The sequence below is a fragment of the Ferroacidibacillus organovorans genome (assembly GCF_001642725.1).
Taxonomy (GTDB): domain Bacteria; phylum Bacillota; class Bacilli; order Alicyclobacillales; family SLC66; genus Ferroacidibacillus; species Ferroacidibacillus organovorans.
In genome coordinates this window covers 29,284-54,354 of record NZ_LSUQ01000014.1, presented here as the reverse complement: position 1 = coordinate 54,354, position 25,071 = coordinate 29,284, and the positions used below count along the sequence as shown (strand labels likewise).

22 protein-coding genes are annotated in these 25,071 nt (G+C 54.3%); 18 read left to right on the top strand and 4 right to left on the bottom strand.

Annotated features, from left to right (window positions below):
- On the top strand, positions 1 to 1,037 hold a 1,037-nt coding region (locus AYW79_RS06795), incomplete at its 5' end, for a Ger(x)C family spore germination protein (RefSeq protein WP_067563591.1).
- Between the two features lie 44 nt (positions 1,038 to 1,081).
- Here the strand turns inward: AYW79_RS06795 and AYW79_RS06790 are convergent.
- On the bottom strand, positions 1,082 to 1,555 hold the full coding sequence (locus tag AYW79_RS06790; protein WP_067563588.1) for a hypothetical protein: 474 nt from the start codon (positions 1,553 to 1,555) through the stop codon (positions 1,082 to 1,084).
- A 325-nt stretch (positions 1,556 to 1,880) separates the two neighbouring features.
- Between AYW79_RS06790 and typA the strand changes: the two genes are divergently transcribed.
- Positions 1,881 to 3,692: a translational GTPase TypA gene (typA, locus tag AYW79_RS06780; protein ID WP_067563634.1), complete on the top strand. Its 1,812-nt coding sequence runs from the start codon at positions 1,881 to 1,883 to the stop codon at positions 3,690 to 3,692.
- Positions 3,693 to 3,766: 74 nt separating this feature from the next.
- Here the strand turns inward: typA and ymfI are convergent, their stop codons facing one another.
- Positions 3,767 to 4,534, bottom strand: a complete 768-nt coding sequence (ymfI, locus tag AYW79_RS06775; protein ID WP_079290522.1) for an elongation factor P 5-aminopentanone reductase — start codon at positions 4,532 to 4,534, stop codon at positions 3,767 to 3,769.
- Between the two features lie 83 nt (positions 4,535 to 4,617).
- On the opposite strand from ymfI, the gene AYW79_RS06770 reads away from it, so the two are divergent.
- A complete protein-coding gene (locus AYW79_RS06770) occupies positions 4,618 to 4,911 on the top strand; it encodes an acyl-CoA carboxylase biotin carboxyl carrier protein subunit (RefSeq protein ID WP_269449020.1) in 294 nt (97 codons plus the stop codon).
- Between the two features lie 11 nt (positions 4,912 to 4,922).
- Positions 4,923 to 6,443 (top strand): acyl-CoA carboxylase subunit beta, encoded by a 1,521-nt coding sequence (locus AYW79_RS06765; protein ID WP_082806578.1) that lies wholly within the window; start codon positions 4,923 to 4,925, stop codon positions 6,441 to 6,443.
- A gap of 10 nt (positions 6,444 to 6,453) precedes the next feature.
- Here the strand turns inward: AYW79_RS06765 and AYW79_RS06760 are convergent, their stop codons facing one another.
- Positions 6,454 to 6,723: a hypothetical protein gene (locus AYW79_RS06760; protein ID WP_156481749.1), complete on the bottom strand. Its 270-nt coding sequence runs from the start codon at positions 6,721 to 6,723 to the stop codon at positions 6,454 to 6,456.
- A gap of 179 nt (positions 6,724 to 6,902) precedes the next feature.
- Here AYW79_RS06760 and AYW79_RS06755 point away from each other — a divergent pair, with 179 nt between their 5' ends.
- The gene (locus tag AYW79_RS06755; protein ID WP_067563573.1) at positions 6,903 to 7,568 is read left to right on the top strand and encodes a hypothetical protein; all 666 of its coding nucleotides are present in this window, start codon (positions 6,903 to 6,905) and stop codon (positions 7,566 to 7,568) included.
- A gap of 162 nt (positions 7,569 to 7,730) precedes the next feature.
- Here AYW79_RS06755 and AYW79_RS06750 read toward each other — a convergent pair whose 3' ends face one another.
- On the bottom strand, positions 7,731 to 9,086 hold the full coding sequence (locus AYW79_RS06750; RefSeq protein ID WP_067563570.1) for a hypothetical protein: 1,356 nt from the start codon (positions 9,084 to 9,086) through the stop codon (positions 7,731 to 7,733).
- 123 nt (positions 9,087 to 9,209) lie between these two features.
- Here AYW79_RS06750 and AYW79_RS06745 point away from each other — a divergent pair, with 123 nt between their 5' ends.
- From AYW79_RS06745 to murG, 13 genes are all read left to right on the top strand, one after another.
- Positions 9,210 to 9,482 carry a late competence development ComFB family protein gene (locus AYW79_RS06745; protein ID WP_143216180.1) on the top strand — a complete coding sequence of 91 codons (273 nt, stop codon included), beginning with the start codon at positions 9,210 to 9,212 and terminating at the stop codon, positions 9,480 to 9,482.
- Positions 9,483 to 9,617: 135 nt separating this feature from the next.
- Positions 9,618 to 11,234, top strand: a complete 1,617-nt coding sequence (bshC, locus tag AYW79_RS06740) for a bacillithiol biosynthesis cysteine-adding enzyme BshC (RefSeq protein ID WP_067563563.1) — start codon at positions 9,618 to 9,620, stop codon at positions 11,232 to 11,234.
- A 155-nt stretch (positions 11,235 to 11,389) separates the two neighbouring features.
- Positions 11,390 to 11,821 carry a division/cell wall cluster transcriptional repressor MraZ gene (mraZ, locus tag AYW79_RS06735; protein ID WP_067563559.1) on the top strand — a complete coding sequence of 144 codons (432 nt, stop codon included), beginning with the start codon at positions 11,390 to 11,392 and terminating at the stop codon, positions 11,819 to 11,821.
- Between the two features lie 16 nt (positions 11,822 to 11,837).
- The gene (gene rsmH / locus AYW79_RS06730; protein WP_067563557.1) at positions 11,838 to 12,791 is read left to right on the top strand and encodes a 16S rRNA (cytosine(1402)-N(4))-methyltransferase RsmH; all 954 of its coding nucleotides are present in this window, start codon (positions 11,838 to 11,840) and stop codon (positions 12,789 to 12,791) included.
- Positions 12,792 to 12,826: 35 nt separating this feature from the next.
- The gene (locus AYW79_RS06725) at positions 12,827 to 13,204 is read left to right on the top strand and encodes a hypothetical protein (RefSeq protein WP_067563554.1); all 378 of its coding nucleotides are present in this window, start codon (positions 12,827 to 12,829) and stop codon (positions 13,202 to 13,204) included.
- Positions 13,201 to 15,354, top strand: a complete 2,154-nt coding sequence (locus AYW79_RS06720; protein WP_067563551.1) for a penicillin-binding transpeptidase domain-containing protein — start codon at positions 13,201 to 13,203, stop codon at positions 15,352 to 15,354. Before AYW79_RS06725 ends, AYW79_RS06720 begins: the two co-directional genes overlap by 4 nt.
- A 76-nt stretch (positions 15,355 to 15,430) precedes the next feature.
- Entirely contained in the window at positions 15,431 to 17,398 is a 1,968-nt protein-coding gene (locus AYW79_RS06715; protein WP_067563548.1) for a penicillin-binding transpeptidase domain-containing protein, read from the top strand.
- Between the two features lie 116 nt (positions 17,399 to 17,514).
- On the top strand, positions 17,515 to 19,005 hold the full coding sequence (locus tag AYW79_RS06710) for a UDP-N-acetylmuramoyl-L-alanyl-D-glutamate--2,6-diaminopimelate ligase (protein ID WP_067563545.1): 1,491 nt from the start codon (positions 17,515 to 17,517) through the stop codon (positions 19,003 to 19,005).
- The gene (locus AYW79_RS06705) at positions 19,002 to 20,405 is read left to right on the top strand and encodes a UDP-N-acetylmuramoyl-tripeptide--D-alanyl-D-alanine ligase (protein ID WP_067563542.1); all 1,404 of its coding nucleotides are present in this window, start codon (positions 19,002 to 19,004) and stop codon (positions 20,403 to 20,405) included. Before AYW79_RS06710 ends, AYW79_RS06705 begins: the two co-directional genes overlap by 4 nt.
- Positions 20,406 to 20,407: 2 nt before the next feature.
- Positions 20,408 to 21,367 (top strand): phospho-N-acetylmuramoyl-pentapeptide-transferase, encoded by a 960-nt coding sequence (gene mraY / locus AYW79_RS06700; protein WP_143216179.1) that lies wholly within the window; start codon positions 20,408 to 20,410, stop codon positions 21,365 to 21,367.
- 35 nt (positions 21,368 to 21,402) lie between these two features.
- Positions 21,403 to 22,761 (top strand): UDP-N-acetylmuramoyl-L-alanine--D-glutamate ligase, encoded by a 1,359-nt coding sequence (murD, locus tag AYW79_RS06695; protein ID WP_067563535.1) that lies wholly within the window; start codon positions 21,403 to 21,405, stop codon positions 22,759 to 22,761.
- A gap of 57 nt (positions 22,762 to 22,818) precedes the next feature.
- On the top strand, positions 22,819 to 23,883 hold the full coding sequence (ftsW, locus tag AYW79_RS06690; protein ID WP_067563627.1) for a putative lipid II flippase FtsW: 1,065 nt from the start codon (positions 22,819 to 22,821) through the stop codon (positions 23,881 to 23,883).
- A 40-nt stretch (positions 23,884 to 23,923) separates the two neighbouring features.
- Positions 23,924 to 25,027, top strand: a complete 1,104-nt coding sequence (gene murG, locus AYW79_RS06685; protein WP_067563531.1) for an undecaprenyldiphospho-muramoylpentapeptide beta-N-acetylglucosaminyltransferase — start codon at positions 23,924 to 23,926, stop codon at positions 25,025 to 25,027.
- The last annotated feature ends 44 nt before the right edge of the window (positions 25,028 to 25,071 follow it).

Sequence of the window (25,071 nt, the reverse complement as noted above, 5' to 3'; positions counted from 1 at the left end):
CCCCGATTGTCTCAGCGAGTGGATACACGCTGAATGAAGCGCTAAACGTCATGAACGCCGGGGTGGAGCGAACGATCAACCTCTCTCATTTGGCCGCTGTCATGGTGAGCGAAAATGTCGCGCGTGAAGGGATGCTCCCTTATTTAAACACGCTTACACGGTATCGTGAATTTCGCAGAACACTGTTTCTTTTTATTACAAAAGGTGCGATCTCTAATATCTTTTTACACGATAAACCGGTCTTGGAAACGTCCGCTACGCGTGTGATTGAAGATTTTCAATCCACGACAAAACGCACAGGGCTTGCGCCGTCGATGCAGGTTCATCAGTTTCTTACGGAAATGGAAACGCCGAATGAAGATCCGGTCGCACCCGTGCTCTCAGTGAATGAGCGAGTGGCTGCGCAAAAAAAGAAGACGGCTGGGTCAGCAAATGGTTTGTCTCGTCGAGAGATTGGTGACACGCCGGGGGGGGTGAATCGAAGCGGCGGCAATCCTGTCGAAGATGTGGGAACCGCGGTCTTTCGCGGCGACAAGATGGTGGATTTATTGACAGGAGAGCAAACGCGCAGTCTCCAGTTGTTATCTGGTTCGATAAAGCGTTTGGTATTGAGCGTTCCTTCACCGATTCGCAAAGGCGGGTATGTTGCGCTTGCGATTCGCTATGCGAAACCTATGCATGTGAGCCTGACACTTCGTCCGCATCCCGTGCTATCGATCAAACAGTCTTTCGAGGCGGAATTGCTTGGCGATGAGTCAAACGGAAATTTTGTCCCGCCGGCCAATCGTCGCAAACTGGCGAGCGCGATGAGTGCCATGATCCATTCGAGAGAAATGCTTCTGATGCAGCGCGTGTTCGCTCGTGATCGCGCAGATCCATTTCGCTTTTTCCGCTATGCGCGCGCACAGTTTCCGACCAATCAGGCACTTCTGGCCTATGATTGGCATAAGCAACTCCCTACTGTGAAGATTCGATTAAGCGTCGAGACCAATGTGCGCAGGCTGGGCACCCAGCTTGCGCCGCCTTCCATTCCGTGACGCAGCGAACGCACAAATGCTTTACTCCCGTTTTGAACATCCTGTTACTGTGGAGAATGGGTTGGAGCGTGAATGGCGATAGGTCTTCCTGTCAAGGGATCACGAACATAGCGAGCGCGTTCGGGTGAGGGTGCGGGCGCCGCCGAACGCACCGTATTGAGAGAATGCGCGCGCTCAGCAGTTGCATCGCGCTCTGTGCTGGTTCCCGCATCTGGTTTGTCAGAAGTGGCTTCAATCTTCGTTTCCTCATCGTCTCTCGTTGAACGATAAAGGGTTCCAGCGAGTGACACCATCATCTGTAACAGGGCAGGATTCTCAACGATTGTGCGCAAAATTTCACTGTTTTTAATCGGTTTGGGCCATACATTTTGGCGCAGCGTGGCAGCCAACTGGGTGATCAGTTCGAGATACTCGCGCTGCGTGAGCCCGAGCGCGCGACTCTCTGAGACGAGTCGCTTTCGAGCAGTATGGGACAGTGCGGCGGGTTGTTTTTTTTTCTTTCGTACGTTTGTTTTCATTCGACACCTCAAGCCCGCGGTATGCACCGTGGATACGTGATGTTACGTTATGATGGGGGGCATAAAGTATGAGAACGAATCAACGCTTGCGCGTCATCGTCTACACGTGGTGTATTCCAGCAAGCTCGACGAGCGCAAGGAGATGAGAACGAATCAACGCTTGCGCGTCATCGTCTACACCCTTGCGGTACTGCTCCTTTCCATCAGCATATGGTATGGGTTTAAATTTGGTTCAGGGGCTCGTTAATTTGAGAATTCTATGATACAATGAAGTGTCAATCTCCATTGGCAACTTTAATGAAGGTGGAATCTTCCGTTGAAATTGATGAGAAATTTGGCCATTATTGCACACGTAGACCACGGAAAAACAACACTCGTCGACCAAATGTTGCGGCAGTCCGGTGTTTTTCGCGACAATGAGCATCTGGTTGAGCGCGTGATGGATTCGAATGATCTAGAGCGCGAACGCGGGATCACGATTCTTGCAAAAAACACGGCCATCACGTATCAAGACACGCTTCTAAACATTGTCGATACGCCTGGACACGCTGACTTTAGCGGTGAAGTTGAACGCATCTTGAAGATGGTAGACGGCGTGTTGCTGGTCGTCGACGCGTTTGAAGGCTGTATGCCCCAGACGAAGTTTGTTTTGCGTAAAGCGCTTGAACAGGAGCTAAAGCCGGTCGTCGTCGTCAACAAGATCGACCGTCCAATGGCGCGCCCGCTTGAAGTGGTCGACGAGGTGCTCGAACTCTTTATGGAACTCGGCGCAAACGACGAACAGATTAATTTTCCTGTCGTATTCGCATCGGCGATTCGCGGCATCTCAACGCTCGATACGGAAGTTGAGGGAACGGATTTTCGCCCGCTGTTTGACACCATTCTTGAAACGATTCCAGCGCCAAATGTGGATGAGTTCGCTCCTCTTCAGTGGCAGGCGAGCATCCTTGACTATAACGAATTTATGGGACGCATTGGGATTGGGCGCATTGCTCGAGGTAAGGTGCAGTCTGGGCAAACGGTGGTTGTTCTCAAAGCAGATGGAACGTCTGTCAATCAGCGCATCAGCAAGTTGTATGGGTTTCAAGGATTGCGCAGAGTGGAGTGGGCGGAAGCTGAGGCGGGAGACATCGTCGCGATCGCGGGTCTCGGCGATTTGATGGTGGGTGACACGGTGGCGGACGTCAACTTTCCGGAGGCGCTGCCGAGTCTTTCGATTGAGGAACCATCGCTGCAAATGACGTTCTCGGTGAATGACAGCCCATTTATCGGGCAGGATGGTCAACATGTCACATCCCGCAAATTGCGCAGTCGTCTTTACGCGGAACTTGAGCGAGATGTCAGCCTCCGCGTCGAGGATACAGAGAGCCCTGATTCGCTGCTCGTTTCGGGGCGCGGTGAGTTGCATCTCTCGATTCTCATTGAAACGATGCGTCGCGAGGGCTACGAGATGCAAGTTTCCAAACCGCGCGTGATTTTCCGACGCAATGAGGCGGGCGAACTGCTCGAGCCGATTGAACACTTGGTCATTGATGTACCGGAAGAGTACGTGGGTACCGTGATGGAGAAACTCGGTTCGCGGCGCGCGGAGATGGTGCAGATGGTGCCGAGCGATTCGAACACGCGACTTGAGTTCTATGTTCCGGCGCGTGGTTTGATCGGGTTTCGCAACGAGCTTCTCTCAGCGACGCGCGGCTACGGGATCATGCATCACACGTACCACGGGCACGAGCCGTATCGCGGAGACATTCCAGAGCGACAAAATGGGGTTCTGGTTGCGAGTGAGGCGGGCACCTCAACGGCGTATGCGATTAGTTCAGCCGAAGAGCGCGGTACTCTTTTTATCGGACCTGGCGCCGAGATCTATGAAGGTATGGTTATTGGCGAGAATTCGCGTGATCAGGATTTGGTCGTCAACGTCTGTCGGGAGAAGCACATGTCAAACGTTCGCTCAGCGACAAAAGATGACACCGTGCGACTCAAGACACCGCGCACCCTGTCACTCGAAGAAGCGCTTGAGTATCTCGCGGAGGACGAATTGTGTGAAATTACGCCGCACTTTGTGCGAATTCGCAAGCGTGTGCTTAAGAAATCAGATCGTGAAAAGGCGCAGAAGATGTCCTCACAGCGCGTCTAACGCGCAGGTTACAGCTTTGAAAAAGGCAGAAAACGGCTCTCCGTCACATGGTGCGGGGAGCCGTTTTGTCATGTCTAGGTGAGCAGACCGCCGTTTGGGCTGATAATTTGTCCTGTCAAAAAGGACGTCTGTGGGCTTGCCAGAAAGAGCACCGTGTTTGCAATGTCGTCAGGCGTACCGAGACGCCCTACAGGTGTATCTGCGCTGATTCGCGCGCGGTCCTCCTCTGTGAGCGCCTGGATCATCTCTGTGTCAATCGCGCCAGGTGCGACCGCGTTGACCGTAATTCCGGTTGTGCCGAGTTCCTTTGCGAGCGCCTTGGTCAGCGCGATCAATCCGCCTTTTGAGGCTGAATAGGCGACTTCACAGGAGCCGCCTGCAATGCCCCAAATCGAACTGATGTTGATGATGCGTCCGTATTGTTTGCGAAGCATCGTGGGGAGCGCCGCCTGAATGCAATAAAATGGTGCTTTTAAATTCGCGTTCATCAGTTGATCCCAATCGGTTTCTGTCGTGTCAAGAAACAGTTGTGATTGTGCAATACCCGCATTGTTGATGAGGATCGTCACGGGGCCGAGTTCCATTGACGCCTCCTCAAACAAGCGAGTAACATCCGGCTTTAGGGTCACATTTCCCTGAATCGCTAAGGCATTACTGCCGTAACTGCGGCAGTGCAGTACCACTTCGCGCGCGTTTTTTTCGCGTGTCAAGTAATTCACGGCTACATTCGCGCCTGCTTTGGCGAGCGCGAGCGCGATGGCGCGACCGATGCCTCGCGATGCGCCTGTGACGATGGCGGTCTGACCGAACAAGGGTCTCGTTGTTGACAGGGTCTGACTCATTTCATCACTCCCAATGGTTACCTCCTGTACAATACACCAAAGGTTCGCTACACTCCAAGTGAAGATGTCATTCCCCGGGCAAGCTGCGTCGTTGCTCGTGGTGGGAGTATCAAACAAACGGTCGGGAGAAAAAAGATGGCGAGGGAGGTATTTCGATGCAGGCGTTTACAGCCGAAATGGCGGGGACATTGTATCAGGTTCTGGTGACTGTAGGGCAGACCGTTTCCGCGGGTGAAGATCTGTACATACTCGAATCGATGAAAATGGAAGTCCCTTTTTCATCGCCTGTCGCAGGTCGTGTCGCAACGATTCATAAAAATCCAGGTGATTTTGTCAATGAGGGAGATCCCATCCTGACGCTAGAGCCACTGAGATAAGGGGAATGGTTATGAAGGATGTGCGAGCAATCCGCGCGCGGATCGAGCAGGGTGGGCACCCTCGTTATCACGTAAAGAATCAAGAAGCCGGAAAACTTTTCGCCCGTGAGCGAATTGCTCTTCTCGTGGATCAGGGATCGTTTGTGGAAGATGGTCTTTTTGCGAATGCGAAACAAGAAGATTTGCCAGCCGACGGTGTCATTACTGGACTCGGGCAAATGGATGGGCGAACCGTTTGTATCATGGCGAACGACTCGACGGTTAAGGCTGGGTCATTTGGTATGCGAACGGTCGAAAAAATCTTGCGCATCCAGGAGCAGGCGATGAAGTTACAGGTTCCCATGATTTATCTCGTCGATTCTGCAGGCGCGCGAATCACGGATCAATTGGAGGTGTTTCCCGGTCGGCGGGGTGCAGGACGCATTTTTTATCATCAGGTGCGCATGTCCGGCATGATTCCACAGATCTGCGTCCTGTTTGGGCCATCGGCGGCAGGCGGCGCATACATACCCGCTTTTTGTGACGTGGTCATCATGGTAGAAGGTAACGCCAGTATGTACTTAGGCTCGCCGCGCATGGCAGAGATGGTCATCGGTGAAAAAGTGACGCTTGAAGAGATGGGCGGGGCGCTTATGCACTGCTCTGTGAGTGGATGTGGCGATATTCTTGTTAAAACAGAACAGGAAGGATTGCGCGTGGCAAAAGCGTACCTCTCCTACATGCCACAGAATTTTCGCCTCAAACCAGTCGCAAAAAAATCGGCAGCGCCGAAACCGCTTGAAAAAACGCTTGAACAAATCATTCCTGAGCAGCAAAATACGCCGTTTGACATGCACGAATTGATTGAGAAACTGGTGGATGAAGACAGCTTTTTTCCGATCAAGGCAAGTTTTGCACAGGAGATCATCACGGGATTTGCTCGTCTCGCTGGGGGAGTTGTCGGCATCGTCGCGAACCAACCGCGCGTCAAAGGCGGTGTGCTGTTTGTCGATAGCGCTGACAAAGCGGCACGTTTCATGACCCTTTGCGATGCGTTCTCGATTCCACTATTGTTTCTCGCCGATGTCCCCGGCTTTATGATCGGAACCAAAGTTGAGAGGGCGGGCATTATTCGTCACGGCGCCAAGATGATCGCCGCAATGGCGGAGGCGGTGGTTCCGAAGATCTCTGTCATTGTGCGCAAGGCGTATGGCGCAGGCCTTTATGCGATGGCGGGCCCCGCGTTTGAGACGGATGTGGTGATTGCGCTGCCCACTGCGCAAATCGCGGTGATGGGACCGGAAGCGGCTGTTAACGCGGTGTACAGTAACACGATCGAGACGCTTTCGGGTGAAGAGCGCCAAACGTTTGTCGAAGAGAAGCGTGAGGCGTACCGTCAGGATATTGAGATTGTACGCCTCGCCTCAGAACTGATTGTCGATCACATTGTGCAACCCGAACAGTTGCGCGATGAACTCATCCTTCGCTTTGCGGCGCTGGCGACGAAAGATGAAGTTTTCTCAACGCGCAAACACGCCGTGTACCCTGTTTGAGTGATGTGCTTTAATGGGCGTTTCCGTGCGGATGGACCTGTAATTCGCGGTCGAGAGATCGCTTCATGCGCTCCATCTGGATGTCAAAAAGAAGATCTTCAAGATCTTCACGCACTGTCGCGGTCAGTCGCCTTGGAATGCGTGTGGCGCGCCTGAAGGTGTGCCCGATGGCTTGAAAGACGTCGCCTCTGTGCGCGCGAAGCGTTGGCAGCACGGCGGTCGCAAAGAGTGCAATTCCAGCGCCTAAGAGGATGCCTTCTGTCGATACCCGTTGATTCACGCGGTCACGTCCTTTCGCAGAGGTCGCGCTCGTTTCGAGCGGCATTTTTGTCCCGTGTGCGCTTAGTGTGCGTCAGTCTCTTTCCCTGCATGCGCATCCCAGTTTTCGGGAACCCTACGCTGTGCAACTCACGCGTAACGTTCGCTTGGGAGGAACATGGTCTAGAGGGGGAGAACTGCATGAGACGTCCTTTTTCGGGTTCGTCAACGGCTTGGATTGCGCTTGGCGTGGCGACGCTCGTCGCGCTTCCGCCTGTACGTCGGGCACTGCGAACAGCAACCGTAAGCGCGGTGGTAGGCGCGATGCGCATTGGCGACACGGTTCGCACAGCGGGGCAACGCGTCACGACGGAAACGCGTCGAATTTTTGAAGACGCGTCGACAGAGCGAGAAACGATGCGACACGAAACAATTGATCCGCGGTCGTGGCTGCGAGATAAGGTTGTACACGGTGTGGCGACGACGATTGACGCGGCTGATTCGGTTGCGCGCGGCGTGCGCTCCGTCCTTAATCAGCGAGAAGTAGACGTTGAAACGGGAGCGATCGGCATGCCAGTTGTGGATGACAAGACGCAGCGCGCCGCGAATGAATGGTCGAGCCAGGCGGTTGCGGATTCGTATACGGTTGCTGAGCAAAAACCGGAAGCGTCCACCCTGACGAGTCAGGAGAATCCGCCACAGAGCGCTTATCAGGAACCTCCGCGCGCGAGCGGCGGGGTGCCGAGTGATTTTGCGCTGCGCAATCAGGATCAATTAAAAGCGTTTCAAGAGGATGTGCGTGACGTGGGAGCATCGCTCATGCCGCAGTATCGCAATTTGCTCCAAGGTAATGAACCTCAGCACTGAGTGAGCGCTTGGCGAACGGCAACGGTATGCAGCTTGCAAGACTAGGAGATCTGCCTTTTTGTAACACGTGATGGGTCGGGTAGTAACTCGGCGATGACACGAGGAACGGCGTGTGAATGGGGTCCCATTCACACGCCGTTTTTGATGGCATTTGACCAGAAGTCAAAGTCTAAGTTCATCACTTCGATGCTCCTTCTTTCCGAAATGCGGTGGGGGCTGGACTGCTTTCATCGCGTGGTCACACGCGGCGAGCAAAAAGAAGGTTGCATAGTCGTTTGTCCGATTCAGGCGTGTCAGGGGCACTCCGAAGAAGAACTGGGCAAGTTGGACCCCGTTTAAGAGTGGTCCCATCCAAGTAATCCACGTGATGCGCGTTGCGGTGTGCTCAGCGAGGATGTATGTCTCGATGAATTGATCTGGCGTACCTTGTAAAAAGAGATGAGTTCCGTGGCGCTGATGCATTTCCAGTGGTTCATCCTCTTTTTTCAGTAGAACGATCGTATGGATTGTCGCATCGCGTGTCACCGTTTCAAGCAATTTGACGCGAGAAATGGTTGCGTTGCAGGAAACCCGTAGGTTTCGCGTGTCTGCAAAATGGCATAGCCGCGCATAGGCGGCGAGATCATCCTCAGAATTCCACGCGCAGACAATCGTCTTTGCCTGCGTCATCTCATAGAGATCCATCCCTGTATACATTGGAATCATCAGGCAGTTTTCATGGGTTACGCGCTCAGCGATATTGAAGAGATAGCGCGAACACAAAAGTAGAATGCGCGGGTTAAGAGCGATTAATAACCCTTGCGCGCGCAGTGGGTGACGCGTGACGACAGCGTAGGTGAGCGCGGAGAAAAGCGCGGTTTTTGACAATCGGTCAGAGATTGCAGTCAAAGCGAGCGGCTCGACGTTCTCTTGGTCGATGCGTACAATTGCCTCACCCGCTTTGGCGGCGGCAGAGAGTGTATGGTGGCGGCGAACATAGCCGCTAAAGTTAAGTAAAAAGAGCGCCGCAAGAACGATGTAAGATTCGCGCAGTGCTGCGACAAAGAGCGCCGCCGCAGTGAGCAGTGCGTCGTCGCTGACATGAAGACGCTGTCCGAGTAGATGGATGCGCCTGCGCACGGGCGTGTATCCGCTCGCCACAGAGACGGCGGTGGAGAGTTCGAATGCGATCAGACTGTCTGCCGCATTGCTTCGGCCAAAGATGACCCTGCGCAAAAGGGTTCCCGCGATCGTCAGAAGGGGCAGTGCAACGGCGACTTTTTGCGCCGACATCACATAGGTTGCGGCGCGACGGATGTCTTTGTTAGAGCGATCCAGCCGACCACAAAGTGCGCTGATTTGCCAGGCGCGCAAAAATCGATCGTCGTATTGGATAAGCATTCTGCCTGTGTGTGGGTTTCCCTTGGCAGATAAAATGCCTTCGACCATGCTGAGCAGCGCTTCGATCTGCGCGCGTGCGTCAGGATCTCCGAGTCCGCTCATTTTCACGCGCATGCGTTGGTTACACGTTTGTGTCACAAATGGGTTCCTCCTTCAAACCTTTGCGCAGTCGATTTTACTTACAGTATGTCCAAAGCGAGGATTGAATCGGCTAAACTTGTGTGATAGGGTGAAACAAGGTGTTGATGATCGGAAAGTGTGGTGGATGAGTTGCTTGTCAATGTTGTAGAAGAAGTTGCGCGCTTTACGCTTGATGACATGCTGACACGCATGGACGACGTGTGTGCGTGTGATATTTGTAAAACGGACATGTTGGCGATTGCGCTCAACCATTTGACGCCACACTACAGTTCGCGACCAGATGGACAGGCGTATTCAAAGGCAGGTATGCAGTTTGATCAGGCGCGTGTCGATTTGATTCGCGAGTTGACAAAGGCGATTTGGATTGTTCATGAGAATTGCAAGCACGCGTGACTTAAACGATACGTATAGACGCTTTACTTTCCTTAGTGAGTGAGTTCATGTACAATAAGTAAGGCTCATCGTCGCTGTGAAGTCGATGACCCTTACTCTTTGATTTGTCCAGATTGGCGAGGAGATCGTAACGTTATGAAACTGTCCCGACTTCGATGTAGAACCGGCAACGATGTGACTGACGCTTATCTTGAGGGAGACGCGCGCATCCGCGCATTTTATGACTATGGGTTTGATCAAGCGAGCTTAAAACGTAGATCGTTCGATGTCGCTCAGCACTACGATGAGACGCAGCGTGACCTCTTGCTTGAGGCAATTCGCGAACAACTCAGCAATGCGACAGAGATTCAGCGTGCGCAGTGGGAGCGATTGCGCGATCCACGCGCGCTCGTCGTTGTCACAGGCCAACAAGCAGGACTATTTACAGGACCGCTCTATACGATTCACAAGGCGCTCTCGACCGTGGCGCTGGCAAGACAAATGGAACAGGAGATGAATGTCCCCGTTATCCCGGTGTTCTGGGTTGCGGCTGAAGATCACGATTTTGACGAAGTGGCTAGCGCGCACTATGTTTCGGATGAAGGGACGCTGCGGCGCGTTTCGCTAAAGACCCGACCCGTTCCGCGTACGCCTGTAGGAATTCACGACGTGCCCGCGCGCGAAATGAGAGGAATGCTTGAGCAGATCTCTGCAGATTTGCGCGATGGGCTCTATACGGCAGATCTCGTCGCAGAGCTGAACACGCTTCATGCGGCGCATTCGCGAATGGGGACACTTTTTCAAAAGACGTTGCAAGCATGGCTGGGAGAGTTTCCGATCCTCGTGATTGATCCTACAACGCGCGCGATGAGACGGGCGGCGGCCGCCGCATTCGCACAGGTTCTGGATCGCCCGCGCGTTTTTCGCGATGCGGCGCTTGCGGGCGCAAAGCGGTTGCGCGACGCCTCTTTTAAAGCGCAAGTGGACGTTAGTGCGGAACACTCGCTGCTCTATTTCATTCAGGATCGTGTCCGCTCACCGCTTGATTTGTGCGAGCGAGAAGATGCGCTAAAACTGCGTGACTCTGGTGAATCGATTTCGATCGATACGTTAAAAAAACGGTTGCGCGATGAACCGGAAGCTTTTTCGGCGGGTGTACTCTACAGGCCAGTTGTTCAGGATTATCTGTTGCCAGTTCTCGCCTATGTGGGCGGCGCGGCGGAGGTTTCATATCACGCCATGATGGGAGGTATTTTCCACGAAGCAGGGAGGACCATACCACCTCTTTTTTTGCGTCAGCGGGTGACACTCGTACCACCGTCGATTGTGCGGTCTGCAAAAAAACTAGGGCTATCGTGGCGTGATGATGTGCACGCGGCACTGCAGGAAAAAGTGGCGCAAAGTATGGATCCGCCGCTTCGTCGCGTGGTGGAAGAGATGAAACAGGAGATCCGTGATTTGCTCGGCGGTCGCGAATCTTATTTTGAAAAAGTGGGTGGGCGCGCCAGACGCGATCTGCACAAAGCGCAGGATTCGTTTATACGCGAGATGGAGCGCCTGGCGCTGCGTTCGGAGCGAGTGCTTCGAAAAAAACATGTGGAACACGCAGCGCTCAGTGAGCGGATGATATCGTGGCTCGAACCAAAGGGAGGAGAGCAAGAGCGTCTCCTTTCTCCACTGTCTGTTATTGCACACTTTGGAACATCGTGGATGCATAGCCTCGCTGACTTGGACGCGACGGATATGAACGACATGATCTATCTCGAAATTTAAACGATCAGAAATGGAATAAAGCTTGTTAGAATGATAAAAAATCCTGTCCCCATGACAAATGGAGGCAGGATTTTTAATTTACGTCACGAATTCAAAAGAAAGTGGTGAAAAGTGGGGCGTTGTGGGTTACTTTGTGAGGAAGAGGGTGTGCTGATATGTTTCTAGGTGAGTTTCAACACAGCCTGGATGATAAAGCACGCTTAACGATTCCTGCAAAGTTTCGCGACGGTCTCGGCGGCTCATTTATTCTTACACGGGGGCTCGATCAGTGTCTTTTTGTTTTTCCCCGAGCGGACTTTGAGGCGCTTGAAGAAAGGCTCCGAGCGATGCCACTCTCGCGCGGTGATGCAAGGCAGTTTGTTCGTTTTCTCTTCAGTGGAGCGACGGAGTGTGACCTTGATAAACAGGGGCGAGTCCTCATTCCGGCCAATTTACGAGAGTATGCTTCCCTGAAGCAAGATTGTTTTGTGGTAGGCGTGGGGCCTCGTGTGGAGATTTGGAGCGGTGAGCGCTGGAAAGCCTATAGCGAAGGGGCGGAATCGTCCTTTAACGAATTGGCGGAGAGCCTTATGGATCTCAATCTTTAACAGGAGATGGTCACGCATGGAAAGCACGTTTGTTCACCGCACGGTGTTATGTGAAGAAGCGGTCACATTGCTCGCTGTTCATCCGGGTGGACTCTATGTTGACGGGACACTTGGCGGCGGTGGTCACGCCCGCGCAATACTTGACGCGTCAAATCCAACCGGGAGACTGATCGGTTTTGACCGCGATCAAACCGCACTTCAATACGCGGCGCAGTGGGCTCAGGCGTACCCAAATCGCGTGACCCTTGTACACGACAATTTTTCGAATTTAGATGATCACTTGACACAGCTAGGCATCGAGCGCGTCGCTGGAATCCTCTGTGATCTCGGCGTCTCTTCTGTACAGCTCGATCGTCGCGAGCGGGGTTTTTCCTATCAATCTGACGCACCACTTGACATGCGTATGGATCAAACGCGTGGGGAAACGGCAGAAGAATGGATCGCAACGCGTTCTTTGCAAGAACTAATGCACATTTTTTTTACCTATGGTGAAGAGCGGTTTTCTCGCCGCATCGCTGAGCGAATTGTCACAACGCGTCAACAGACGCCGATTCGCACGACAGGACAACTGGCAGAAATTATCAAGGAAGCGATTCCGGCGTCGACGCGCAGAACAGGGCCGCATCCGGCAAAACGCGTTTTTCAGGCACTGCGCATCGCGATCAATGATGAGTTGGGTTCCTTGGAGCGACTGATTCCTATGGCGCTCGCGCGCCTGTCTGAAGGCGGGCGGCTCGCGCTGATCTCATTTCACTCACTTGAGGACCGCATCATTAAACAACAATTTTTAGAGGCGGCAAAAGGATGTGTCTGTCCGCCACAGTTTCCACAATGTGTCTGCGGCAGGGTGGCGCAGTTTCGCGTCATTACGAAAAAGGGAATTGTTCCGTCCGAACGCGAGCAAGAAGAGAATCCGCGCTCGCGTTCGGCGCGATTGCGGATCATTGAGCGAATAGAAAGTGCGCCCTAAACCATAGATCGATGGATCATGAGGAGCTAGCATAAATGGCGATTGAACCATTATCGAATCACTCGGCTTATGCGCCGATTCCACGTTCTAAAGCAATCGAGCAGCCCCTGCAACCAAAGAGGCCCGATCTGCACGCAAAGCGCGAGGTAAAGGATCGCCTCGGGCTTATTGGAAGCTTACTCTTATGCGCCTTGGTCGGTGTTTTTTTAGTGAGCCGCTATGCGACGCTCGTCACGCAAAGCGAGGACATCAATCAGATCAAGCAGACACTCACACAGCAAAATGCGCTTGACGCATCGCTACAGGGACAGGTTCTTCAACTGTCGTCCCCAGAGCGCATTCTTACAATCGCAGAAAAATCACTTCACATGAAGGCTGCGACGCCAGTTGTGATTGGAGCGGCACACCCTTGAATGAGCGAACAACGAACCGTCGCTCGATGCTCTTGCGGATCTTTTTTTCGTTAATTTTTACATTGTTTCTCGTGCGTTTGTTTGCTGTTCAGCACGCGTACGCACGTTTTAAACAATGGTCACAAAGTGAATGGTATTCTCATTCGATTATTAAACCGATGCGCGGGTCGATCTATGACAGCAATGGCGATCAGCTCGCGTTTGACGTCCCCGCTTACAACCTCGATATGGACATTCAAGATCTCGCGTCGCGCGGGCCTGCGTTTGTCGCAAAAATCGCCAATCGCCTAAGTCCGATTCTCGGTGTCTCAGCGAGCGCGATCACCGCGCAAATCGAACGCAAAGGTGTCACTTGGCTGCGTTGGTATCCAACAATGGTCAATCTCACGCTGACGAAAAAGAATGCGGTTGTAAACGTATTTCAAGCGTTGAGCGTAAGCCAAGATGTCAATCCGAACAAAACGTACCTGCGCGAGTATCCGGCAGGCACATTCGCGTCGCACGTGCTCGGATTTGTCGATCAGACCGGGACGGGCGTCGCCGGAACAGAGCTTGAATACAACAGCTACCTCGCCGGGAAACCAGGGATGAGCACCTTTGTCTCGGATGCGTCAGGAAATCCGATTCCGTTTAAGCCGGTCGTGACCAAACCTGTTCAAAACGGGGACAGCGTGTATCTCACGCTTAATGCCTCCATTCAGCAATCGGTTGATCAGGCGCTTGTTCGCATTCAGAAACGGTTTCATCCGGCGCACGCGGCAATTATTGTCGCTGACCCTACAACAGGCGCAATTCTTGGCATGGGCGCCTTGCCAACGTTTAATCCGAATACGTACTGGAAGTATCCAGCCTCCACGCTTGACACAAACTGGGCGATTTCTGATCCGTTTGAACCGGGATCAACTTTTAAAATTGTGACGTTGACCGGTGCGCTTGCAACGCACGCGATCAATCTCAATCAAACGTATATGTCAGGGGTTGACTATGTAAACGGCGTGCCGATTCGCGATTGGAATCTTTGGGGCTGGGGCCGCATCACGTATCGGCAGGCGATGATCGTTTCGAGTAATACCGGGTTTATTCACATCGGACAGGCGGAAGGTCCGATAACGCTCGCTCGCTACATTGCACTCTATGGCATGAACAAGCCGACGGGTATTGATCTGCCAGGGGAAGGCACCTCGATCCTCTTTGACCCTAAACATATCAACGCAGTCGATTTTGCGACGACGACGTTCGGTCAGGGACTCGCGGTGACGCCGATTCAGCAGGTTGCAGAAGTCGGTGCTGTGGCAAACGGCGGCCTTTTGATGAAACCGTATGTGGTTCAAAAAATTGTCGCGCCAGATGGACGCGTGGTGTATTATCGCAAACCGGATGTCGTGCGCAGGGTTGCGCCACAGAGCATCATGAAGACGATCACCAACATCATGGTGCAGGATGTGAGTCAAGATCCGACGCTTTCCGCCTACGTGCCAGGCTATGACGTTGCCGGTAAGACGGGAACCGCGCAAATTCCGAGCCCACAAGGCGGATACTATGCGAATAAGTACAACCTTTCTTTTATCGGATTTGCGCCCGCCAATCACCCGGCACTTGACATCTATGTCACGGTCAGCGAGCCGCACCATGCGATTCAGTACGGAAACGATGTATCATCACCGCAGGCTAAGATTATTATTGGACAGGCTCTGCGCGCTTTGCGCGTTCCGCAGGTCGGTGCGAACCCGAGTACTCCGTTCGCACAAGTCTCTCTTACCTCCTTTCGCGCAGTGCCCGATCTGCAAGGGATGACCGTTACTGCCGCAGCGTCGACGCTACAAAAGCTCGGCCTGCATCCGGATGTGATTGACAGCGCAGGTCGGGTGGTTCGCCAGTGGCCGGCCGCTGGTCAGCGCGTCGCCAGCGGTTCAGCTGTCGCCTTCGCAAGTAATCAATCGATCGCCAAAGCAGGGAGTGTGCGCGTCCCCAACTTTAGTGGGGTGCCCATGCAAGAAGCGGTGAATCTCTGCGCGATTCTCGGGCTTACGCTCGAACCGAGCGGATCTGGGTACGCGAGTGCGCAATCGATCAAGGCAGGGACAGTCACACCGATTGGTTCTGTGATCACGGTCAAGTTTACTCCGGCACTTGCGCTAGGTGGCAACTAGTGGCGGAGCGGTCTAAACGATGATTTCCTGCATAGAATCGTGTGGACAGACAGTCCAGCGATTCGAGGGGAACGTCATGCGCATCACACAGTCAAAAATTCGCCGCAGAATCTTTTTTGCGCTGATCGGTCTATTGGCCGCAATCGGATTGCTGCTCGGCCGTGTATTTCACATCACGATTGCCGCTAACGAGTTTTATCGCACGAGAGGAAACGCTGTGCTTGTGCGAGATTTACCCATCTCAGCGGTGCGCGGTGAAATTCTTGACCGCAACGGCACGCCGCTCGTCTATACGGCCACCGCTGCGACGATCATTGTGGTGCCACGTCAAATCAAGAATCCAAAAGAGACGGCGCTGCGCCTTCACGCAATTTTAGGCGGTCCCCTGAAATCGATTGAAAAGGGACTACTCCCTGGAAAACTGACGCGCTACATTAAGCCATACGGGATGCGACTGTCCGAGGCGAAAGCGCGCGCCGTGCGCGCACTTCGCATGCCGGGCATCTATCTCGTTGAAGAAGGGACGCGCACATACCCGTTCGGTAGTATGGCGGCGCAAGTCCTCGGTTTTACGGGTGGCGACGGTCAAGGGCTTAGCGGAATCGAAAAGCAGTTCAACAAAGAGCTCGAAGGTCGTAAAGGCGCGCTTCAATTTATCGCGAATGCCCGCGGACAAGAGATTCCGAATACGAATGACAATTATGTCCCGCCTGTCCCTGGACTCGATGTAGAGCTTACGCTTGATCGTCAGATTCAACAGTTTGTCGATCGGGAGATTGAGCGTGTCGTGGCGACGTACAGCCCTGATCACGTGACGATGATCGTTGAAGATCCAAAGACGGGACAAATTCTCGCAATGGGAAATTACCCATCGTTTCAACCGAACAACTGGCGGCATGTTCCGCCAGACGTCTATAATCGCAATCTGGCGATTTGGCAGACATTTGAACCTGGATCAACCTTTAAAATTGTGACACTCGCCGCGGCGCTTCAAGAAAAAAAGGTAAACCTTAAAGAAAAGTTTTACGATCCGGGTTACTATGAAGTGGCAGGTCACAAGATTCGCTGTTGGAAAGCAGGCGGCCACGGCAGTCAAGCCTATTTAAATGTCGTGGAAAACTCATGCAATCCAGGGTTCGTTCAACTGGGCGAGCGATTGGGAAAGCAGTCGCTCTTTTCGTTTATTCGCGCATTTGGTTTTGGAAAGAAAACGGGCATTGCGCTTCCGGGGGAAGGAAAAGGGATTCTCTTTTCACCAGCGCGCGTCGGTCCGTTGGAACTGGCGACGACTGCGTTTGGCCAAGGTGTTTCGGTGACCCCGATTCAGCAGGTGATGGCGGTTGGCGCTGTGGCTAACGGTGGCGTTTTGATGAAACCGCAGATCGTTAAAGAGTTTCTCGACCCGACAAACGGCCATGTTCAGATGGTGAATCCGGTAGCGGTTCGCCGTGTCATCAGTACGCAGACCGCGAGCGAAGTGAGAAGCGCACTTGAGAGCGTAGTCGCGCAGGGTACGGGCGCAAACGCGTATCATGAAGGCTATCGAATCGCTGGCAAAACGGGGACGGCACAGGTGGTCGAGCATGGTCGCTATTCAGGCACTCACTACATCGTCTCTTTTATCGGGATGGCCCCGGCGAACAACCCATCGCTCGTGGCCTATGTTGCGATCGACTATCCGCGGCCAAAAGGTTCGCCTGTCTTTGGCGGCGTGATCGCAGCCCCGGTCGTTGGGCGTGTGCTGGCAGACAGTCTGCAGGCGCTTGGCGTTAAACCACAAGTGACGGGGATCCCCAAAAAGTATCGCTATGGCATCGATCCTGTGCTTACGGTCGTCCCAAGTCTTGCCGGTCAGACCTATCAGAGCGCGGTGCAGGCGATCACGCAAAGCGGCTCCATTCTGCGTATTGCAGTCACGGGGAGCGGGCCGTATGTGATCGGTCAAGCTCCAGCGGCGGGTACAAAACTTGAACAGGGCGCGACAGTCCGTCTGATGTTAGGTCCAGGACCGCAGACGGACGGCAAGGCGACCGGTGGTTCATAGAGTTGACAACCGCTTGAGGGCGGTTCAAACTGGGTTGTCAAAACCGATAGAAAGCATACACATTCACGGAGACAAAGCGTAGAAATTTAGGATATAGACCAAGTGGGGGATCGCTCGTGAAACAACTACGGCAATTGGCAGATCGTCTCGTTCTTGTCAAAACGACCGGATCGCTTGACGTACAGATCAGCAGCATTGCGGATGACTCGCGAAAAGTGAAACCGGGCGGGCTGTTTGTCGCGATTCGCGGCAATCGAGTGGATGGGCACGCTTATGCAGAACAGGCGGTTGCGCGTGGCGCGGTTGCACTCCTGGTCGAAGAGGCGTGTTCCGTTTCAGTCCCGCAGTTGGTCGTGCCATCGACGAGACGCATCGCGCCGATTGCGGCGCAGTGGGTACTCGGCGATCCTGCCGATGATATGGTCATGATCGCTGTGACGGGCACGAATGGGAAGACGACAACCGCAACGCTCATTGAGCAAATTCTGCTCGCGGCGGGGCATCCGACTGGCCTGATTGGCACGATTGCACAGCGTTGCAGTGGCGGCGTTGTGCGAGAGTCGGGGATGACCACGCCTGAAGCAGTAGAACTGGCCAACGTCTTGCGCGAGATGCGTGATCTCGGGACGCGGTATGTCGTAATGGAAGCGTCATCGCACGCGATGGAACTGGCGCGGGTGGCCGGGCTCTCGTATCGCGTCGCCGCATTTACCAATTTAACGCAGGATCATCTGGACTTTCACAAAACGATGGATGCGTATGCGCGTGCCAAAGGGAAGCTGTTCTCTCGGCTAGGCAATCGCTTCAACACGCTCGCAGACGGCGGTTTGCCAGTCGCGGTGTTGAATGTGGATGACGCGCAAGCGATCACCTACGCGGCCGACACCGTTCAGCAAGTCGTCACGTATGGCATCGACCATCCGGCGGACGTGCGTGGTCGCGATGTCGTGATTCGCGCGGAAGGAACACAGTTTGTCATCGATTCATGGGCTGGCAGCGCAGAAGTGCATTTAGCGACTCCGGGTCGCTTTAGCGCCTACAATGCGCTTTGCGCGACGGCGAGTTGTCTCGCACTAGGGCTCTCGCTACAAGACATCGCGCGCACGCTCTCAGCGCTTCCCGGTGTGGCAGGTCGCTTTGAGCCCGTGCGCGCCGGCCAACCGTATGCGATTCTCGTCGACTACTCACACACGCCGGACAGCCTGCAAAATGCGCTCGAAACGATACACGAGTTTTGCAGTGGACGAGTGATCACAGTCGTTGGCTGTGGCGGCGATCGCGATCGCACCAAACGGCCTATCATGGCGCGTGTCGCGGCGCAGCGCAGCGACTTTTTTGTGCTCACATCAGATAATCCGCGCACAGAAGATCCTGAAAAGATTCTCGACGATATGGAAGCTGGGATTCGCGATGTAGCGGATGAGCGCTATGCGCGGATCACCCTTCGCGAGGAAGGGATCCGCGCCGCCTTGCGTGAAGCAAAGCCGGGCGACGTTGTGCTGATTGCGGGAAAAGGGCACGAGACCTATCAGATCCTTGGGACGACATATCACGACTTTGATGATCGACAGGTCGCGAAAAAGATCGTGGAGGAACAGATGCGATGATTGAAGCGCAACTCTCGTTTGTGGCAGAAGCTGTAGGTGGTGAACGCTCCGGCGCGGATGTTCTAATTTCAGGCGTCTCCATCGATTCGCGTACGGCGGGAAACCGACAACTCTTCATTCCGATTGCCGGCGAGACGTTTGACGGTCACGCGTTTGTGAAAGACGCGCTTGCGCGCGGTTGTGTCGCTTTTTTGTGGGAACGGCACAGACCACTTCCGGCTGCGCTGCGCGATGATCCGCACGTACTCGTCGAGAGTGGTGTCGATGCGCTGCAGGCGCTTGCGACGGCGTATCGCGTGCAGTGTAACGCGCGTGTCATTGGAGTCACCGGTAGCAATGGAAAAACGACGACAAAGGACATGTTGGCGACCGTTTTGCAAAAACGTTTCAAGACGGCTGCCACCGTTGGAAATTTGAACAATGAGTTTGGCTTACCTCTCTCGATCCTTGCGTGGTCGAAGAATACAGAGGTGGCGATTCTTGAAATGGGGATGCGCGGACCAGGCCAGATCGCGGCACTGTGTCGCATCGCACAGCCTGACATCGGAGCAATTACGCTGATCGGCGAGGCACATCTGGAACTCCTTGGCTCGCGTAGCGCGATTGCGGACGCCAAATGGGAATTGGTCGAGGCGCTCCCAAAAGGGAGCTTCGCAGTTCTTCCGGATGATGAGCCGCTCTTAAAACGTGCGCCGCCAACGGGTGTTCGCGTCATTACGTTCGGTGAGTCAGAACAGGCGGATGTGCGTGTGTCGGCGTATGAGAGTCGCGGCGTCGGCGGTGCGCAGTTTGTCCTCGACCCACCAGGGTGTGTCGTGCAACTCGCCGCGCCAGGTATTCACTTGGCGAGAAACGGCGCGCTCGTTTATGCGATCGCGCGAGAACTCGGCATGGCTGACGAGGTGATTGTAGAGGCGCTCGGGTCGTATGTCAGTTCGGCGGGACGTCAAGCGTTGGAGGAACTCGCCCCAGGCGTTCTCTTGATCGATGATGCGTACAATGCATCCCCTACCTCCATGGCGCGCGCACTCGAAGTTTTGCGCGACATGCCACACAAAAAGAAGCTTGCCGTGCTCGGGGACATGCGCGAGATTGGCGAACCGGAAGCTGAAAAGCATGTTGCGCTTGGGGAATCGCTCGCCGCGTTTGGCGTCACGCAGTTGATGGCAATCGGTTGCCACAGCGCCGCGATGGAGCGTGGCGCGCGTCAGGCGAAGATTGCGGATGTGGAGATTTTTGCATCTGCGCAGGAAGCGGTGGAACGCGTCGTGCAAAACGTACAGTGCGCACACGCAGCGCGCAGTGACATCGTCATTTTGGTCAAAGCGTCGCGCGCGGTAGGTCTTGAGTGCGTGTCAACAGCGTTGCGAGAAGCGTTTGCCGCGCTTAAGGGGGAATGACATTGGACGCAAAATCACTCACCTTCATTCTGGTGGTTTCATTTTTAATCGTCATGTTTCTGGGACCGCTTGCGATTCCACTCCTTCACCGCTTTAAATTCGGCCAATCGATCCGCTCAGAGGGGCCGGCTCGTCACCAGGCAAAATCAGGCACGCCGACGATGGGGGGCATCCTCTTTGTCCTTGCCACGACGTTTACCGCCTGGCGCTTTTCAAACTCCCCCACCACATGGATTCTGCTTCTTGCGATGCTAGGATTTGGATTTGTGGGCATGCTAGACGATGCGCTGAAAATTGTGCGCAAACGCAATCTCGGACTTACGGCGCGCCAAAAACTGCTGGGTCAAGTCACGGTTGCGGTGATATTCTATCTCGTTCTCTATGCGCGCGGTTGGCATTTTGAGTTGAATCTGCCGGGGCTTGCACATCCATTAACCCTCGGCATTTTTTATCTCCCTTTCCTCGCTCTCTTTATGATCGGGACGGCTAACGCGGTCAATCTTACGGATGGACTCGACGGATTGGCTGCGGGGACAAGCTTGGTTGCATTCGCGGCATTTGCTGTGCTAGCGTGGTGGAATAGTCAGTGGAACGTATCCGCTTTTTCAACCGCAGTGGTTGGATCCCTGCTTGGCTTCTTATACTATAATCGTCATCCCGCGCGACTGTTCATGGGGGATACGGGGTCTCTGGCGCTTGGCGGCGCGCTCGCCGCAGTCGCCGTACTCTCTCGCTCAGAAGTGTGGCTCATCCTGATTGGCGGCGTGTTCGTCGTAGAGACACTCTCCGTCATCCTCCAGGTAATTTCGTTTCAATCGACAGGCAAGCGAATTTTCAAAATGAGTCCGCTTCATCATCATTTTGAGCTTGTCGGCTGGTCAGAGTGGAAGGTGGTCACCGTCTTTTGGCTGGCTGGCATTCTGTGTAGTCTGACTGCATTGTACTTTGTGATTCGCCCCTAACAGCTTGATTCGACATGACGGAAAGGTTGAACGGCATGGACCTAAAGAATCAGCGCGTCCTTGTGGTGGGACTTGCGCGCAGCGGCGTAGCTGCGGCAAAATTGCTCCACAAAAAGGGGGCGCAGGTAGTCGCCAATGACGCTTCTCCCCGTGAATCGCTTCGTTCTGCGATCGAAACGCTTCAGCCTTTGGGGATACCGGTGGTTTCGGATGGACACCCTTTCACGCTGCTTGACAGCGTGTCACTCATCGTTAAAAACCCAGGCATCCCTTATCACATGCCGCTGATCGCAGAAGCGCTTGCGCGTAGCATCCCGATTATTACAGAGGTAGAACTCGCCTTTCAATCGACCACTGCGCCGATCATCGGGATCACAGGTTCAAATGGCAAGACGACGACCACGACGCTCGTCGGCGCTATGTTTTTAGAGGCGGACATACCCGCGCGCGTGGCTGGCAATATCGGACTGCCACTGAGTGAGGCAGTGCTGACGGCGCAGGATGAAACGGTGCTGATTGTCGAATTATCGAGTTTTCAGCTGCAAGGCACGAGCGAATTCCGTCCGCGCATCGCGACGGTCCTCAATCTGTATCCGGCACATCTCGATTACCACGGAAGCTTTGAGGCGTACGCGCGCGCAAAAGAAAACATTTGCACGCGTCAGGGCCCGATGGATCGATTGATCTTGAACATGGACAATGAGCATGTTCGCCACTTCGCAGATCATTCGCGTGCAAAGGTGGCCTGGTTCAGCCGTCTTGCTCCCGTGCCGTGCGGCGTTTATGCGTATGAAAATCACATTTATGTGCGTGAGGCAGAAGGGGTGGAGCCAATCTGCCTCTTATCCATAGATAAAATTCAGCTTCCTGGTTCCCATAATCTTGAAAATATACTCGCAGCGACGGCCACGGCCTTCTATGCAGGGGTTCCCATCGATGCGATCACGGCGACTCTGCAGACGTTTCGCGGCGTCGAACATCGCCTTGAGTACGTCCGAAGCGTAAATGGCGTCGACTATTATAACGACTCGAAAGCGACGAATCCAAAAGCGGCGCTCTCGGCAATCCGCGCGCTCGACAAACCGCTTGTTGTGCTGTTAGGCGGGCTTGAACGCGGTGATGATCTGAAGGAATTGAGCGACGGTATGCGCGGATGCGTCAAAGCCGTCATTGCGCTTGGGCAATCGCGCGAGCGGATGGCGGACGCGGCGCGTCAGGCCAGTGTGCCAAACGTACACATCGCGGCATCGTTTGCCGAGGCGGTCGCGCTTGCCGCTGGTGCGGCACAGCGCGGAGATGCGGTTCTATTATCGCCTGCCGCGGCGAGTTGGGATCAATTCAAGTCGTTTGAAGAGCGCGGGAGCATCTTTAAGGAGCTGGTGAATAAGCTGTAGCATGGACGAGTTCTCCCGGGAGGGCTGTTTGTGCAAAGCGCAAAAACGACAGACTGGATGATTCCGATCACCACCATCAGTCTACTGGTGATCGGACTGCTCATGGTGCACAGCGCCAGCACGTACCTATCAGCCGAGCGGCACGCGGACGCATTCTATTATTTTAAGCGACAGTTGATGTGGGCGGGCATCGGCTTGCTTTTCATGTTTGGCCTGAGTCGCGTTGATTATCGGATTTTTTTGAAGTATGCGCGCTCGATCCTCTTTTTTTGTCTCGTCTTTCTGGCGCTCGTGCTCGTTCCACACGTTGGTCAGGTGCGCGGTGGGTCGCGCGCGTGGCTCGGCATCGGAACCTTTGGCATTCAGCCGTCAGAGTTTGCGAAGTTTGGTTTGTTGATTTTTCTTAGCGCATACTTGAGCGATGAGCCTGATCGTATGCTCTCTTTTAAAAGAGGACTCGTTCCTCCGCTGCTCATCATGACGCTGTTTATCGGACTGATCATGCTTGAGCCTGACCTCGGGCAGAGCGCAGTCATCGCGGGTGCGACACTCCTGCTCGTTTTCGTGGCAGGCGCGCGCGCGCGACACCTTTTAAGCCTTCTCGCAGTTGGCCTGGTGCTGTTTGCCGGGTTGATCGCGGCGGCGCCTTATCGCCTCATGCGCATTCTTTCTTTTCTCGATCCGTGGAAATATCCGCGCGGAATCGGCTATCATATTATCATGTCGCTCATTGCTGTCGGTCGGGGTTCTTTTTTAGGGCAAGGGCTTGGCAACAGCACGCAAAAGTTTTTGTATCTGCCAGAGCCACAAACCGATTTTATTTTTGCGATTCTCACAGAGGAGTTAGGATTCCTCGGCGCACTGTTGACGCTTTTCCTGTTTGGCGTTTTGATTTGGCGGGGACTGCGCGTTGCGATGCAGGCGCGCGACCGATTTGGGGCGTATCTCGCGGCCGCATTCACAGGCGTTATCGGCATCCAAGTGTTTATAAATATCGGGGTTGTGACAGGAATTCTTCCTGTGACTGGGATCACTCTCCCGTTTATCAGCTATGGCGGATCATCACTCATGCTCTTGCTTTCGGCCGTCGGAATTCTCATGTCCATTTCCCGCACGACGTAGAGCAAATCTTTGCGTCGTGCGAACCTTCAGGAGGGATAACGTGCGCATTGTCGTAACAGGTGGAGGGACAGGTGGGCATATCTATCCAGCGTTCTCAATTATCAAACGCATGAAAGAGCGCCATCCTTCGGCTGAAGTGTTATACATAGGGACAGAGCGCGGGCTGGAGCGCGAACTCGCGCCAAAGTCGGGCGTTCCGTGTGCCTTTTTGCGTGTAGAGGGCTTGCAGCGACGCGTCTCCGCGCGCGCATTCAAGACAATGTTTCTCGCCGGAACAAGTTTTTTTTCAGCGCGACGCATCTTGAAACGGTTTCGCCCCGATGTAGTCATCGGGACAGGCGGCTATGTGGTACTCCCGGTTTTGCTTGCGGCGCGAACGCTTGGCGTTCCTTCAGCCGTTCTTGAATTGGACGCGTTTGCAGGTCTCTCAAACCGCCTCTCAGGCCGGTTTGTAAACACTGTACTACTCGGCATGGAGGCGGGAAAGGCTTTTTTCCAAAAGGCGCCACGCGTCGTGGTGACCGGCAATCCACGCGCGACAGAAGTTCTCGCTGTCTGCGAAGATGAAATTGCGCGCGTATGTCGCACGCTCGGGCTCGATCGCAGCCGTCCGATTGTCACGATTCTCGGAGGTAGCCGCGGCGCGCGGCCGATCAATGATGCGGTGTTTGAACTGCTTGAAAAGCCGCGCGCTCATCGCGAACAGATTGTGTGGATCACAGGACAGGTGCACTATGAAGCGATCTGTCAGCGACGCTCTACGATGCCTGTGCAAAAAGATGTCTTTATTCTTCCTTACATGGATGAGATGCCGGCACTGCTTTCGGCGACGACCGTCTTGATTAGCCGTGCGGGGGCGACCATCCTTGCAGAGCTGACCGCGCTCGGTGTTCCGGCGATACTCATACCTTCTCCCTATGTGACGCATCACCATCAGGACTATAATGCGCAGGCGCTGGAAGCGCAGGGCGCGGCCGTCGTGCTCTCTGAGGCGAGTTTGGCGCAAGGTATGCTTGCCACCCAATTAAGCGCACTGCTCGCGAATCCTATCCGCCTTGAAGGGATGCATAAGGCGAGCCAGCGCATGGGAAAACCGGATGCTCTCACGCGCATTGCCGATGAGATCGAACGCTTGCTCGCGTAGGCGATTGTCACGCGAGAGGGCGGATCGCCATAAGATAGGTTACC

Bases quoted from the DNA above. Each gene is read 5' to 3' on its own strand.
- AYW79_RS06790 (WP_067563588.1), bottom strand. From the start codon at position 1,555: ATGAAAACAAACGTACGAAAGAAAAAAAAACAACCCGCCGCACTGTCC.
- typA (WP_067563634.1), top strand. From the start codon at position 1,881: ATGAGAAATTTGGCCATTATTGCACACGTAGACCACGGAAAAACAACA.
- ymfI (WP_079290522.1), bottom strand. From the start codon at position 4,534: ATGAGTCAGACCCTGTCAACAACGAGACCCTTGTTCGGTCAGACCGCC.
- AYW79_RS06765 (WP_082806578.1), top strand. From the start codon at position 4,923: ATGAAGGATGTGCGAGCAATCCGCGCGCGGATCGAGCAGGGTGGGCAC.
- AYW79_RS06755 (WP_067563573.1), top strand. From the start codon at position 6,903: ATGAGACGTCCTTTTTCGGGTTCGTCAACGGCTTGGATTGCGCTTGGC.
- bshC (WP_067563563.1), top strand. From the start codon at position 9,618: ATGAAACTGTCCCGACTTCGATGTAGAACCGGCAACGATGTGACTGAC.
- mraZ (WP_067563559.1), top strand. From the start codon at position 11,390: ATGTTTCTAGGTGAGTTTCAACACAGCCTGGATGATAAAGCACGCTTA.
- rsmH (WP_067563557.1), top strand. From the start codon at position 11,838: ATGGAAAGCACGTTTGTTCACCGCACGGTGTTATGTGAAGAAGCGGTC.
- AYW79_RS06725 (WP_067563554.1), top strand. From the start codon at position 12,827: ATGGCGATTGAACCATTATCGAATCACTCGGCTTATGCGCCGATTCCA.
- AYW79_RS06715 (WP_067563548.1), top strand. From the start codon at position 15,431: ATGCGCATCACACAGTCAAAAATTCGCCGCAGAATCTTTTTTGCGCTG.
- AYW79_RS06705 (WP_067563542.1), top strand. From the start codon at position 19,002: ATGATTGAAGCGCAACTCTCGTTTGTGGCAGAAGCTGTAGGTGGTGAA.
- murD (WP_067563535.1), top strand. From the start codon at position 21,403: ATGGACCTAAAGAATCAGCGCGTCCTTGTGGTGGGACTTGCGCGCAGC.
- ftsW (WP_067563627.1), top strand. From the start codon at position 22,819: ATGATTCCGATCACCACCATCAGTCTACTGGTGATCGGACTGCTCATG.